The 13,375-nt window shown below is 67.7% G+C and carries 13 protein-coding genes and 2 riboswitches; of the genes, 1 reads left to right on the plus strand and 12 read right to left on the minus strand.

From position 1 onward, the window contains the following. The 4 genes from A7X65_RS36845 to A7X65_RS42955 all read right to left on the minus strand — a co-directional run. Positions 1-552, minus strand: a 552-nt coding sequence (locus A7X65_RS36845; protein ID WP_245324046.1) for an amidohydrolase family protein, incomplete at its 3' end; no start/stop codon positions are given. Between the two features lie 11 nt (positions 553-563). After that, positions 564-1,304, minus strand: a complete 741-nt coding sequence (locus A7X65_RS36850; RefSeq protein WP_063694314.1) for a maleate cis-trans isomerase family protein — start codon at positions 1,302-1,304, stop codon at positions 564-566. Positions 1,305-1,424: 120 nt separating this feature from the next. Continuing rightward, complete coding sequence (locus A7X65_RS36855) at positions 1,425-2,846, minus strand: PepSY domain-containing protein (protein ID WP_063694315.1); 1,422 nt, start codon at positions 2,844-2,846, stop codon at positions 1,425-1,427. Between the two features lie 12 nt (positions 2,847-2,858). After that, positions 2,859-5,222 (minus strand): TonB-dependent receptor, encoded by a 2,364-nt coding sequence (locus tag A7X65_RS42955; protein WP_063694316.1) that lies wholly within the window; start codon positions 5,220-5,222, stop codon positions 2,859-2,861. Positions 5,223-5,335: 113 nt separating this feature from the next. After that, a riboswitch (cobalamin riboswitch) is annotated at positions 5,336-5,537 on the minus strand. 72 nt (positions 5,538-5,609) lie between these two features. On the opposite strand from A7X65_RS42955, the gene A7X65_RS36865 reads away from it, so the two are divergent. Beyond that, positions 5,610-6,182: a histidine phosphatase family protein gene (locus tag A7X65_RS36865; RefSeq protein WP_063694317.1), complete on the plus strand. Its 573-nt coding sequence runs from the start codon at positions 5,610-5,612 to the stop codon at positions 6,180-6,182. Here the strand turns inward: A7X65_RS36865 and cobT are convergent. From cobT to A7X65_RS36905, 8 genes are all read right to left on the minus strand, one after another. Continuing rightward, on the minus strand, positions 6,175-7,227 hold the full coding sequence (gene cobT, locus A7X65_RS36870; RefSeq protein ID WP_063694318.1) for a nicotinate-nucleotide--dimethylbenzimidazole phosphoribosyltransferase: 1,053 nt from the start codon (positions 7,225-7,227) through the stop codon (positions 6,175-6,177). The two genes, A7X65_RS36865 and cobT, sit on opposite strands and share 8 nt — an antisense overlap. Before the next feature lie 10 nt (positions 7,228-7,237). Next, positions 7,238-7,987: a precorrin-6A synthase (deacetylating) gene (gene cobF, locus A7X65_RS36875; protein WP_063694319.1), complete on the minus strand. Its 750-nt coding sequence runs from the start codon at positions 7,985-7,987 to the stop codon at positions 7,238-7,240. Positions 7,988-8,026: 39 nt separating this feature from the next. After that, positions 8,027-8,704, minus strand: coding sequence for an energy-coupling factor ABC transporter permease (locus A7X65_RS36880; RefSeq protein WP_063694320.1), 678 nt, complete (start codon positions 8,702-8,704; stop codon positions 8,027-8,029). 37 nt (positions 8,705-8,741) lie between these two features. Next, a riboswitch (cobalamin riboswitch) is annotated at positions 8,742-8,961 on the minus strand. A 53-nt stretch (positions 8,962-9,014) separates the two neighbouring features. Beyond that, positions 9,015-9,737 carry a uroporphyrinogen-III C-methyltransferase gene (gene cobA, locus A7X65_RS36885; protein WP_063694321.1) on the minus strand — a complete coding sequence of 241 codons (723 nt, stop codon included), beginning with the start codon at positions 9,735-9,737 and terminating at the stop codon, positions 9,015-9,017. After that, entirely contained in the window at positions 9,734-11,044 is a 1,311-nt protein-coding gene (locus A7X65_RS36890) for a cobyrinic acid a,c-diamide synthase CobB (protein WP_063694322.1), read from the minus strand. The genes cobA and A7X65_RS36890 overlap by 4 nt, the downstream gene beginning before the upstream one ends. Beyond that, the gene (cobM, locus tag A7X65_RS36895) at positions 11,044-11,826 is read right to left on the minus strand and encodes a precorrin-4 C(11)-methyltransferase (RefSeq protein ID WP_063694323.1); all 783 of its coding nucleotides are present in this window, start codon (positions 11,824-11,826) and stop codon (positions 11,044-11,046) included. Before cobM ends, A7X65_RS36890 begins: the two co-directional genes overlap by 1 nt. Next, positions 11,823-12,191 (minus strand): cobalamin biosynthesis protein, encoded by a 369-nt coding sequence (locus A7X65_RS36900; RefSeq protein ID WP_063694490.1) that lies wholly within the window; start codon positions 12,189-12,191, stop codon positions 11,823-11,825. The genes cobM and A7X65_RS36900 overlap by 4 nt, the downstream gene beginning before the upstream one ends. Next, positions 12,188-13,369, minus strand: a complete 1,182-nt coding sequence (locus tag A7X65_RS36905) for a bifunctional cobalt-precorrin-7 (C(5))-methyltransferase/cobalt-precorrin-6B (C(15))-methyltransferase (protein ID WP_063694491.1) — start codon at positions 13,367-13,369, stop codon at positions 12,188-12,190. The genes A7X65_RS36900 and A7X65_RS36905 overlap by 4 nt, the downstream gene beginning before the upstream one ends. Positions 13,370-13,375: the final 6 nt, after the last annotated feature.

Consider the following 13,375-nt stretch of genomic DNA (forward strand, 5'->3'; position numbering starts at 1 on the left):
CCTCCTCGCGGCGCCCTCCTCGCGGCGCGCGACCTCGAACACCTCGAGCAGCTGCTTGTCGGAGAGCACGAGGTCGTCATAGGTCATGAACACCTTGAACGAGGTATAGCCGTCCTTGACCAGGGCCGGCAGTTCCTGCCCGAGCACGACCGCAGTCGGATCGGAGATGATGAGGTGGAAGGCGGTGTCGATATAGCATTCGCCCTCGGCGAGCTTGCGATAATTCTCGACGCAGGTCCGTAGCGACGTCCCCTTCTCCTGCAGCGCAAAGGGCAGCACCATGGTGTTGCCGCCGGCGGCCGCCGCGCGCGTTGCGGAAGCGAAGTCGTCGGCCATCACCACGTCGGGGCCCGAGGCTTGCGAGATGTGGACGTGGCTGTCGATGCCACCCGGCAGCGCCAGCAGGCCGGTCGCGTCGATCTCGCGCGCCGCGCCCTCGATGCGCTCGGCGATGCCGACGATGCGGCCGTCGCGAATACCGATATCGGCGCGGAACTCGTCGCTGGCCGTCACGATAGTGCCGCCGCGAATGGCGAGATCGAGCTGCGTCACTGATGTCTCCGTCACTTGATGACTGGCATTGTCTGAAATATCCGCCCCCACGGCGCAAGGGCACGGATGTCGCCGCCGGCGAGACCAAGCGTCCGCCACAGCGTGACCGCGACCGAGTCGAGCACGGCGATGTCCAATTCCCGTTCAAGCGAGGCGGCAAGCGCGGCGCCGTCGAGATTGGTGCAGAGGATGACGACCGCGTCCGCGCCCTCCGCTGCCACGGCGCGGATCATGTCCGCGATCGTCGCCGGAGCCACCTCTCCGAAGGAGAAATTGTCACGCAACCCCAGGTGCCGCTCCGCGTGCGGGGCGATCCCCTCCCCGGCCCAGACATCGGCGATGCGCCGCTGCACGTCGTCGGTATAAGGCGAGACCAGGCCGACGCGTTTGGCGCCGAGCGCGCGGGCGGCATCGACGCAGGCCAGCGTCGACGTCGTCGCCGGCACGCCCGTGCGTGCCGTGATCGCCTCGCACAGGCTCCGGTCGCGCCCGATGCCGAGCCAGCTTGCGGAGGTGCCGTTCCAGGCGATCGCATCAACCTTGGCGTCCGCCAGCAGGTCCGCCGCCGGCAGCATCACCGAGGCATCGAATTGGTTCAGCGCCGCCGCATCGAGTGCGATCTCGGTGACGCGGAAGCGCGAGAAATGCGCGGTGACGCCGGGAACGCCATGCACCATGGCGCAGGTCGCGGGCTCCAGCACCGAATTGGAGGACGGCGTGATCATACCAAGGCGCTTGCGCTGAATTGACATCGATCACGATCGTCCCGTTGAGAGAACGCACCGCTGCGCCCCTCAGACAATCATCCTCGCCTGCCCCTGGCCGCGCAACCCGGATTTTGCATGGTGCATATGATTTGTCCGAGAGGCGGCTCAAGCCGCGAAGGTCGAACGCAAACGCCGCCACCCGATGACGATGCCGGTGACCGAAAATAGCAGTCCGAGCACGCAGAGGCCGACGACCACGACATCGCGCAGACGCGGATGCGCCATGAGCACGGGAAAATCGAGCGTGTGAAGCGCGGTGTAGAACCAGCGATAGGCCCGCCGCGAGCCATCCAGTCTCTGCAGCACGCTGCCTTCGGCACCGTCGACATCGAGCCAGGCATCGCCGCACCGGGAACGGTAGACCGGCGTCCCGGGAACAGTGGATTGCGCGGGATAGTCGTCGTGATCGGCAACAACGGAAGGCAAGCCGCAGCCTGACGCCAGCCGCGTCGCCACACTTGCGACCTCCTGTGCGCCGAGGTCCGGCGACTCCGCGCCGTCTGGCCGCACCACAATCTGCTTGTCGACCCCACGCCGCTCGCGTCGATAGAGATTGCCGCCGAACGCGAACCATTCGACCTCGCGAGCTTCGGGCGAGATGGGATTTTGATCGAGCGGCAGAGCCGTCCGCCAATCCGGCGCGGCGTACACCACGCCGGCTTCCGCCGTGGTCAACTGCCCGCGCGAGAACAGCCGGCCATGATCCATCGAAAGCCAGCCACTGAAGATCCAGGTCAGCACAAAGACAGTCGCCACGAGACCGATGATGTGATGCAGGGCGTGCCAGCCCCGAAAAGGCGACGACAGCCGGCTTCCCTGCATCTTCACCCGCACGATCCCGAGCACCGCGCCCAGCACCGCCGCGATCAGGGCCAGCAGCGACAGGGTCCAGACCACGCGATCCCAGAGCTGCCAATGGCTTCTCAGCACCGTCGGATAGATCCAGTGCAGGACGCTGCCGACAAGGTTCCATCCCCGCTCGCTCCGGGTGGTATCCAGAACGACTTCCCCTGTTAGCGACGAGACGTAGACCTCCGTTCCGGCGGCATCGCCGAGAGCAACGCGAAACAGCGGCCGATGGCGATCAAAGCCGTTCGGGACACTCCATTGATCGTGGTCCGCATGCGCAACGACGGCCGCATGCGCGGCATCGAGCCCGCGCTGGCGGGCATGATCTCGTGCGATGGCGAGCGCGACCTCGGGCGAGCGCACCGATGCGTCCTGGCCGTCGGTGGCACGAACCGCGCGCATGCGCGACCGTCCGGACACGATGGCGACCGGCCCATCGCTCCGCTCAACAAGCCGCACGCGCGTAGCGTCGGTGACGCCGCTGGCTGACACAGCGCCCGCAACGGCTACGGCGACCCGCGCACGATCCACCGGCGCCAGTCCGGCGATCCGCTCCGCTTCCGTCAATGACGGAAACGAAACGAAGTGCATCACGATTCCGCTCGCGAACCACATCGCGAACAGGAGGCAGAACGCGATCCCGAGCCAGCGATGCAGCAGGACGATCGCGCCCATCATGCGGTCAGCGCCCTACCATCTGAACGCGGCCGAGAGCTCGTAGGTGCGCGGCGCGCCCAGCAGGATCTGGTCGGGATAGAACGGATCGCCCCAGATCGCGTAGCGCTTGTCGGCGATATTGCGCACCCGGAAGGTCAGACGGGCCTGATCGACCGCATTGAACACGGCCTTGGGGATGTCGACGAAGGCGTAGACATCGGCCACGGTGTACGCCTTCATCGTCACGACGTTGGCGTCGGTGTTGTAGCGGTCGCCGACATGGCGGCCGGTGATGCCGACTTCCACCGGCCAGGGCGTGAAGAAGCGGTAGGATGCGCCGGCATTCGCAACGATGCGCGGCACGTTCGGCGGCGTATTGCCGGAGAACGAGCCGCCGACGAAATTGAAGTCGGCATAGCGCGCATCGACATAGGCGATGTTGCCCCAGAGACGCAGCGGATCGATCGGCCTCACCGCGGCGGCGAGCTCGACGCCCTTCGACTCCTGCCGCCCGGCGATGTTGAGCAGCATGCCGCCGGCCGCGGCATAGACGTTCTTGCGCTGGATGTCGTAGGCCGAGAACGACCACTCCGCCCGGTTGTCCCAGAACAGATGCTTGACGCCGGTCTCATAGGTGCGTGCGGTCGTCAGGTCGAGCGGCTGGGTGGGCAAGAGCAGGAAGATGTTGTTGGCCGAGACGTCCGCGCCGGTCGCGTACTGGCTGAAGAAGGTCAGGCCGGGCACGGCCTCCCAGGTGTAGCCGATGCGGCCGGTCACCGGCGCCCAGTCCTTCGTGTAGGGAAAGCCCGCCTTCTCCAGTCCGTTCTTGTCGGTCGAATTGCGATCGAGCCCGATATGCTCGACACGCAAGCCGCCGACCAGCGCAAAGGTCCGGCTCAGCTTCAGCCTATCCTCGAACGACAGCGCCTCGTTGTCGATCCGCGCGGTCTGCTGCTGCGTCGTCAGCAGGCCGTAGAAGCCGCGATCGGGATTGACCAGCGACACGGAGTCGCCCGGAAAATTCGCCGCGCCCGGCCGGACGAAATCGAGATAGCTCGTCGACAGCGTCGTGACCAGCCGGTTGTCGAAGCCTGCGATGTTCGCATCCCAGAGCAAATCGGTGATGTTGCCGACCAGCCGCTGGCTGTGCGCGACATAGAAGCGCTCGCGATCGACCAGGTTCGTCGCGGAGTTGAACGCCTCGATCTCGTTGTTGAACCAGGTCCGCTCTGCGCCATAGCCATAGGCCTGACTTTTCAGCGTCAGGTCGGGCGCGAGCTTCAGCTCGAAGCCGCCGCGCAGCCAGACCTCCTGTCCGACGTTGCGGTTGTCGAGAACGTTGTAGTTGGTGTTGAAGGTCCGGTCGTCGATGGTGACCGCACCGAGATTGGTTCCGTTGTAGTTCGAGACGTAGTTACCGGAGACGATGCCGCTCGTCGCATGCGAGCCGCTGAAGGCGACCGGCACCAGCGGCGCCCCCCAATAGGCCTTGCCGCGATCCTCGCGGTACTCGATCGCGCCCCAGACCTTGAGGTTGTCGGAGATGCGGTAGTTGAGCTGTCCCGAGACGTCGAGCGTCTTGGTATAGGTGTCGTCGACAAAGCCGTTGAGCGAGGAGCGGCTGATGTCGAAGCGGTAATCGAGACCCTGAACGTTGGTGCTGCCGCCGGAGCCGTAATGCGTGCGGAACGAATTCAGGGAGTCGTACGAGAAATCAGCCTCGTTACGGATCGCGCCGGTGTGCGGCTGCTTCGTGACGAAATTGATCGAGCCGCCGGCGGCGCCTTCGCCCGACATCAGCGACGCCGGACCTTTCAAGAATTCCACGGCTTCCAGATTGGCCGTGTCCATGATCCGCGAGGTCATGTTCTGCGGGCCGATCTTGATGCCGTTGTAGAGCGTGTTGATCTGGCTGTTGGTGAAGCCGCGCATCGAGAATCCCGCCGGCTCCCCGGGCGCGTCGCCGGAGGTGACGCCGACGGCGCCCTGCGCGACCTCGGAAACGGTGCGATAGCCCTGCTCGCGCATGGTCGCGGCCGAGATCACTTCCACGGTCGCAGGTATCTCGCGCACGGTCAGGCCAAGGCGCGAAGCGCTCTCGGCGACCGCGTTGCTGTTGAGCGGCGTTTGCGCTTGTCCCGGCCCGGCCGCGCCCGGCACCGCCGGTGTTGAAGCGGCCGTTGCGGCTGCAGACCGACGCGGCACTGGACGGCGCGTGCTCTGGGCTTCCCGCGCGGCCGGCTTGGCCCGCTTGCCGGATTGGGCAGGCGATACCTCGACCCGCGGCAGCGGTTCGCGAGCCTGTTGCGCCAGCGCGCCGGGAATAGTGATCAATGACGTGAGAGCTGCGGACGCGAGCAGGACGCTGCGCGGAGTTGCGGTACGGACGGAAGACACGGTCGTGGACCTCGGTATGACGTCAGTGGCACGTCACCGCGAACGAGGTCTCACCCTGGGCCTGAGCCTTCCGATGAAGCCGAATGTCTGTACTCCCCGACCGACATCTTCGCGTGTGACCACGGCTGACGGCAGGTCTCCTGGCTCGCGGGTCGTCACCGCTTCGTCGCCTTCCCGGGACCGAGGGCCCAGTGGCTTCTGACGAAGGATTATCCGCTCACAGTTGCGGGGGCAGCCACGGCATTGGGGACAATGTCCCCGCACCGCATTCCCTTTTCATCCCAATTCGGGGAAACCGTCGCGAGCATCTAGGATTACGATCAAGACAGAGTCAATGTGCAAGCTGCGGCGTTATTGCCACAGCTGCCAACTTCCCTGGAGATAAGCATGGAAGGCGAGACCTTCTTCTGGCTGGTCCGACATGCCCCCGTGGACGGCGCCAAAGGGACGATCCACGCCGCCGACGCGCCGGCCGATCTCGGCGATCGCGCGCAGCTGGAGGCGTTGCGGCAGCGCTTGCCACAGGACGCGGCCAGCTATGGGAGTCCTCTGCGGCGCACGATCGAGACGGCACACGCGCTCGGGCTCGAGCCTCAGTTGATGGTCGAATTCGGCGAGCAGGATTTCGGCGACTGGACGGGCCGCAGGCACGATGAGCTCGCCGCGACCGGAGGCGATGCATATGCGCAATTCTGGAGCGATCCGGCGCGCGGACTGCCGCCTGGCGGCGAAAGCTTCGAGGATCAGGTCGCGCGCGTCCGGCTGGGCCTGTCGCGGATCGGCCCAGGCTCCGCGACGCTCGTCGTCCATTCCGGCACCATCCGCGCCGCGCTGTGCATCGCGCTGGACCTCACACCGGCAGCGGCGCTGCGCTTCGTGATCGATCCGCTGTCGCTGACGAGGATCGACCGGCTCGCGAGCGGATGGCGCGTCGTCTCCGTCAATCAGCGGATCAGCTAGGCCTGTCAGGCACATTGGCCTGCGCGAAGGTCGCCATTCCGTTGTGGAGCGCGCAGGCCGCGCGCACCAGCGGCAGCGCGATGGCGGCGCCCGATCCCTCGCCGAGCCTGAGATCGAGGCTGATCAGCGGCTGCACGTTGAGTGCACGCAGGACGAGACGGTGCCCCTGCTCCGCCGACTGGTGCGACGGCAGCAGGAACGGCTGGCACGACGGATTGAGCCGCGCGGCCGCGAGCGCCGCGACCGACACGATGAAGCCGTCGATCAGCACGGGGATGCGGGCTTGCGCAGCCGCAATGATCGCGCCCGAGATCGCCGCGATCTCAAGGCCGCCGACGGCACACAGGATCTTTTCGGCCGACGCGCCCGCAACGCCATGACGCGCGATCGCGGTGTCGATCACACGCGCCTTGCGCGCGCGGCCGGCTGCATCGATGCCGGTGCCGCTGCCCGCGATCTCCTCGGCACTGACGCCAAGCAGGCTTGCGGCGATCGCCGCGGAGGCGGTGGTGTTGCCGATGCCCATCTCGCCGAAGATGAGCAGGTCAGGCTGGCTCGCCTCCGCGCGCGCGACGGCGCGCCGGCCGGCCTCGAAGGCAAACGCCAGTTCCTCAGGCGTGAGTGCTGCCTCGACGCTGAAATCGCGCGTGCCGTTGCGCGGCTTGTCGGTGATGACGCCCGCCATCGCCTGTTCCGCCAGCGAGCCGGCGTCGACGACTTCCAGGCTTGAGCCCAGCTCGCGCGCGAGCACCGAGATCGCGGCGCCGCCCGAGGCGAAATTCGCCATCATCGCGATGGTCACGGCTTGCGGATAGGCCGAGACACCCTGCGCGACGATGCCGTGGTCGCCGGCGAAGACGATAATGGGCACGCGCGCCGCACGCGGCTCTTCGGTCGCCTGCAGGCCGGCGAGCTCGATCGCGAGCTGCTCGAGCCGCCCGAGCGCGCCGGTCGGCTTTGTCAGTTGCGCCTGCCGCGCGATCGCCGCGTCGCGATGGGCGGCGGAAATCTCGGGGCACTTTTTATAGACCCATCCGGGGAGCATGCTGCCTCGCTTACGGCCTGCGCTTGAGAATGTAGCTGTCCATGATCCAGCCGTGGCGTTCGCGCGCTTCCTGACGCAGCGCGACGATGCGCGGGCCGGCAACTGTGAGCGCGCCGGACAGGATGATCTGATCGGGCATGCCGAGATAGGCGCCCCACCAGATGTGAAGCCCTTCCGGATCGAGCGACTGGAATGCCGTGCCGCCGTCGAGCATCACGACCACCGTGTCGACGCCCTGCGGCCAGCCACCATCCCGCAGGCGACGGCCCGTCGTGACCAGAAAGGGCTCGCCGATGTCGTTGAGCGGCAGCGCATGCGCCGCGCACAGCGCTTGGATCGAGGTGATGCCGGGCACGACCTCGATCCTGGGTAGGGGATCGAGCCGCCGCGCGATGCGCAGCGAGGAATCGTACAGCGACGGATCGCCCCATATCAGCAGCGCGACCTTGCCGTCGCCGCGGAGATGGCTTGCGATTGTCTGCGACCATGCGGCTGCGACCGCATCGTGCCAATCGTCCACGCCCTTCCGGTAGTCCGCTTCGCCCGCGTCGCGCACCGGAAGATCGAACTCGGCGATATCAGTGGCCTGATTGGTGAGAACATCCGCGCAGATTGTCCGCCTGAGATCGGCGAGATCGGACTTGGCGCTTCCCTTGCGCGGGATCAGGACGAGATCGGCCGCGTTGATCGCGTCGATCGCAGCACGCGTCAGTTGCCCGGGATCGCCGCAACCGATGCCGATCAGGGAGAGCGTGAGCATCGGGAGTATGGGGCGGCCCTTGCGGCCGCCCCTGATCTCTTAGGCTGCGTTGTGCAGGCGCGGGGTGACGAGACCCGGCGCAGTGACACCGCGCAGCGACTTCGCCAGCGCCAGAACCGCGAGATCGGCCAGCGGCTCGATCACGATGACCAGCGCGTAGGAGGCCGCGAACGTCGCGATGTTGGCGAGGTTGCTCATGGCAAAGCCCGAGCCATAGAGCGCCCAGAACGCCACCCAGCCGATCACGCCGGCCTGATAGGTCGTCGAGAGCGCCAGTGCCTGGCGGTACTTCAGATCGACATAGGCGGTGTTGCGCGAAATGATCCGCGAGGCGATCGCGTGGATGCCGAACAGCGGCACCAGCAGCGTCGTAACGTTCATGCCGTATTGCGGGATGTCGGCAGGCTCGAAGAACACGCCCTGGAGCAGCAGGCCAAATGCAAGGCCGAGCGCTGCGGGCGCCGCGCCAAACAACAGGAACAAGGTCGAGCCGAGAATGAAGTGGACTTCGGAGACGCCGACCGGGAAGTGCGGCAGGATCTCGAAGAAGGTGAAGACCAGCGCGGTGGTCGCAAGCGTCCGCACGGCGAGCGAGCCGAAGCCCTGCTCGCGCACAGTCTCGACCGCGAGCTTCAGGGCGACGCCGCCTGCGGCGATGCCGGTTGCGTAACTCAACACGAGCTTGGCGCCCGTCACGATTCCGGGTTCAATATGCATGGCTCAGTTCCTTCCTGCCGTCACACCCGACGGCCTTGGCCTCAAAACATGCACGGCCGGTCTCCTGGCTCGCGGTTCACTGGGGTTCTCCGGCCTTCCCGAGCCTTGCGGCCCAGTGGCTGATCGGAGCCCCTCACCGCTTACAGTCGCGGGGGCGGCTGGGGTTTTGGGCGCCGCAACTGGGTCCGCCCATCCCCATTCCCGATTATGCTCCGGCGCTTTGCGCCGTGTCGAGCACCATGCCCGTCCTGTGTGCCTGTTTCGTCCGCCGGGCGCAAGGGCCGAACGGCGGCGACGCGCGTCATGACACTTATTCCCCCGCCAGCGCGCCGAACAGGATGACCGCCGCGGTCGAGGCCGCCCCGCCCCGGGCAAGCTGCTCGGCCAGCTCGGCAATCGTGGTTCGGACCAGCCGTTCGTCGGCGCGGCCGAGGGATTCGGCGAACAGCGCCGGAGTCTCGGGGGCGAGGCCATGCTCAATCAATTTTGCGGCAAGCGCCGGGAAGGTGCGGCGTCCCATATAGACGACGGTGGTCGCCTCAGGATCCGCCAGCGCCGCCCAGTTCAGGTTCGGCGGCAGCTCGCCGGTGACGTCGGCCCCGGTCACGAACTGCACCCGGCGCGAGGTGTGACGCCGGGTCAGGGGAATGCCGGCTTGCGCGGCGGCGACGCAGGCAGAAGTGACGCCGGGAACGATCTCGTAGCCGATGCCGGCCTCGCGCAGCGTTTCCAGCTCCTCTTCAAGCCGGCCGAAAATGCCGGCATCGCCCGACTTCAGCCGCACCACGCGCGCGCCTGTGACGGCATAGTCGACCAGCAGGCGATTGACGTGGTGCTGCTTGGTCGAGGGCCGCCCCGCCCGCTTCCCCACCGCGACGAGATTGGCGCCGGGCCGGGCGAGGTCGAGGATCGCGCCGGAGGCGAGGTCGTCGTAGAGCACGACGTCGGCCTCGCGCAGCCGCGCGGCGCCCTTGAGCGTGAGCAGCTCGGGATCGCCGGGACCGGCGGAGATGAAGGTGACAAAACCGCTCACCGGTCCTCCGCGATCAGATGGAAGAAGGTGCCCGTGGCGCGGCCGCGCTGCGAGCCGGTCTCGGCGATGACGGCACCGGTGGCGTCATGCACGACCGCCAGCGGCGTATCGGGCTGGGCAAGGATGGTCGAGTAGTGGAATTCGTGGCCGCGCAGGCGTGCGCCGGCTTGATGCCCCGGAATGGGCGCTGCGAGCGCTGCAAGGCGATAGCCCAAATGCATGCGGCGCTTGGCAAAGCTCGTCTCCAATCCGAGCAGGCCCGTCATCTCGTGGCGGACGCCCTCGGCATCAGTCAACGCAGTTCCCAGCACCATATAGCCTCCGCATTCGCCGTGCACCGGTCGCGTCTCCGCGAAGGTGCGCAGGCCATTTCGGAAGCGCGCATTGGCCGCGAGCTTTCCGGCGTGAAGCTCGGGATAGCCGCCGGGCAACCAGCACACGTCGGCGGCGGTATCAGGGACTTCGTCGGCCAGCGGCGAGAATGTCGAGATCTCCGCGCCCGCCGCGCGCCAGGCTTCCAGCATGTGCGGATAGACGAAGGAGAACGCCGCGTCGCGCGCAAGCGCGATGCGCTGGCCGGGCGGCGTCACGTTGAGGCCGTTCGCGGCTGGCTGCGGCGACCAGCCGGCGGCCGCGCGCAGCACCGCGTCGAGATCGACGTGCTCGGCGACGAAACGCGCGGCCTCGTCGATCAGCTTGCCGATCTCGGCCTGCTCCTCCGCCTGCACCAGACCGAGATGCCGCTTCGGCAGACTGATCTCGGCATGACGCGGCAGCGCGCCGAACACGGCGATTCCGGAATCGTTGAGCGCGCGCCGCACCAGGTCCTCATGGCGCGGACTGGCGATGCGATTGAGCACGACGCCGGCAAGCTGCACGCCGGCGCGATAGTCGCGCAGGCCAGCGGCGATCGCCGCTGCCGTCTGCGCCTGTCCTGAGGGATCAATCACCAGCACCACCGGCCAGCCCAGCATCTCCGCGATGTCCGCCGAGGCCCCGGTCCCGGAGACGCCGCGCGCGGCGACACCGTCGAACAGGCCCATCGAGCCCTCGGCGAGGACAATGTCGGCATCCGCGCCGCGGCTGACGAGATGCGCGATCGTGCTGCGGTCCATCGCCCAGCTATCGACATTGACGGAGGCGCGGCCCGTCGCGGCTGCGTGGAAGGCGGGATCGATGTAATCGGGGCCGCTCTTGAAGCACTGCACCCTAAGGCCGCGATTACGCCAGGCGCGCGCGAGCGCGAGCGTCAGCGTGGTCTTGCCGACGCCCGAGGCCGGCGCGGAGATGACGAGGCCAGCGGCCATCACGACGCCTCCGGAAAGCGCGGCTCGACGCCGACCGGCCGATAGCGGCGGTCGTAGTCGGCGGCATAAAGGCGGCTCTCATCGAAATCCGCAGCGCCCAGCGTCCTGCCGACCAGGATCAGCGCGGTGCGCTCCATCTCGCTGCCCACGGCGGCATCGAGCGTCGCAAGCGTCGCGCGGACGATGCGCTGCTCAGGCCAGCTCGCGCGCCAGACGATGGCGACGGGACAATCCGCGCCGTAATGCGGCGTGAGCTCGGCGACGACCGTGTCGAGCAGATGGATCGACAGATGGATCGCAAGCACCGCGCCGGTGGCGGCGAACGCGGAGAGCTTCTCGCCCTCGGGCATCGCGCTGGCGCGGCCGGGCGTGCGCGTCAGCACCACGGTCTGGGCAAGGCCCGGCAAGGTCAGCTCGGCCTCGATCGCGGCCGCCGCGGCGGAGAACGAGGGAACGCCGGGCGTGACGGTGAAGGGAATGCCGAGCGCACGCAGGCGCCGCAGCTGTTCGCCCATCGCCGACCAGATCGAGAGATCGCCGGAATGCAAGCGAGCGACGTCCTTGCCCTCGGCATGCGCGGCGGCGATCTCCGCGATGATCTCGTCGAGCGACAGCGGCGCGGTGTTGACGATGCGCGCGCCGGGCGGGCAATGCGCCAGCACGCCTTCGGGCACCAGCGAGCCGGCATAGAGGCAGACCGGACAGGCCGCGATCAGGTCGCGGCCACGCAAGGTGAGAAGATCGGGGGCCCCAGGCCCGGCGCCGATGAAATGCACGGTCATGCGCCGTCTCCTTCCGCGATCGCGGCGGTCGCGGTCCGATCCTGCGAGACGACCCGTGTTGCGATCAGGCGCGCGCGCGGGCCTGCGGCTGCGATCGCCGCAGCTTCGGCGACCGATCCGGTGCCGAATTTTTCCGCGACGATTGTCGACTGCGTGGGCGTATCGACTTTCGCAAGCCTATCGGCCGGGACGGCCTTGATCGGGACACCGCATTCCAGCGCGAGCTGTTTCAGCGCCTCCGCGTCGGCCTTGTCGCTGACGGTCGCCACGGCCGCAAGCCCTTCCGGCCCGCCGGCAGCCAGCAGCGCGTCGCGCAGCGAAGCGAGCGTGACATCCTTCCTGAATCCGAATCCGGCGACCTTCATCGGACCGCGCTCCACTGCACGACCGGCCGCACCGCCTCCCAGGACCGGTAGCGGCCGAGGGGCGCGGCATGCGCGATCTCCACCCGCATCAGCTCGCCGCCGTGACGCTGATGCAGCTCGCCCAGCAGCGCTTCCGTCTCCAGCGTGACCGAATGCGCAACCAGTCGCGCACCCGGCGCAAGGCGGGACCAGATCGCATCGAACATCGCGCGATCGAGACCGCCGCCGATGAAGACTGCATCCGGCGGGTCCAGCGCGGCGAGCGCTTCGGGCGCGGTCCCCGCGATGACGGTGATCCGGTGTGCCAGTCCAAACGCCGCGGCATTGCTGCGAATGTTCGCGGCACGATCCTCGCGCATCTCGACGGCGGTCGCTGTCCCGCCGCACAGCGCCCACTCGACCGAGATCGAGCCCGAGCCGGCGCCGACGTCCCACAGCCTCTCGCCCGGTCGAGGCGCCAGCGCCGAGAGCGCGAGCGCGCGCACCGGCCGCTTGGTGATCTGGCCGTCGTGGAGAAAGAGATCGTCCGAAAGCCCGGAGCTGCGGGGAATGCCCTGCCCGCCCTTCGCCTCGATCGCCAACGCGACCAGGTTTGCAGCGACATCGCCCGCAAAGCTGTCGGCACGGTGCTCAGCGATGCTCTCGCGCGCCCCGCCGAGCGCTGTGAGCGTCCAGAAGGACGAGGCGCCCCAGCCACGCGCACTCAGCCATGTCGCAAGATCGCCCGCAGCCTTCCCGTCGCGCACGAGACAAAGGACGCGTGCGCCTCGCGCCAGATGCGGCACGAGACGCTCGAATGGCGCGGCGTGCAGGCCGAGACAGACCGTGGATTCGAGGCGCCAACCCAGCCTCGCCGCAGCGAGCGAGAATGTCGATGGCACCGGGTGCGCGATCCACTCGCCTGCGTCGAGTTTTTCAGCGAGGCTTGCACCTGCGCCGTGCCAGAAGGGATCGCCGGACGCCAGCACGGCCGTCGGGCGGCCGCGACAGCCGAGCACGACACTCGCATCGAACGGCACCGGCCACGGACGGCCGCGGGCGCCGACATCCGCCAGCACGAGATGGCGTTCACCACCGAATACGGTTTCAGCCTTCGCAAGCGCCTTTCGGCTTGCCTCCGACAGCCCGGCAAGGCCATCTTCGCCGATACCGATAATGGTCAGCCAGGGATCAAACAAGGGATC

The organism is Bradyrhizobium stylosanthis, assembly GCF_001641335.1.
GTDB classification, from domain to species: Bacteria; Pseudomonadota; Alphaproteobacteria; order Rhizobiales; family Xanthobacteraceae; genus Bradyrhizobium; species Bradyrhizobium stylosanthis.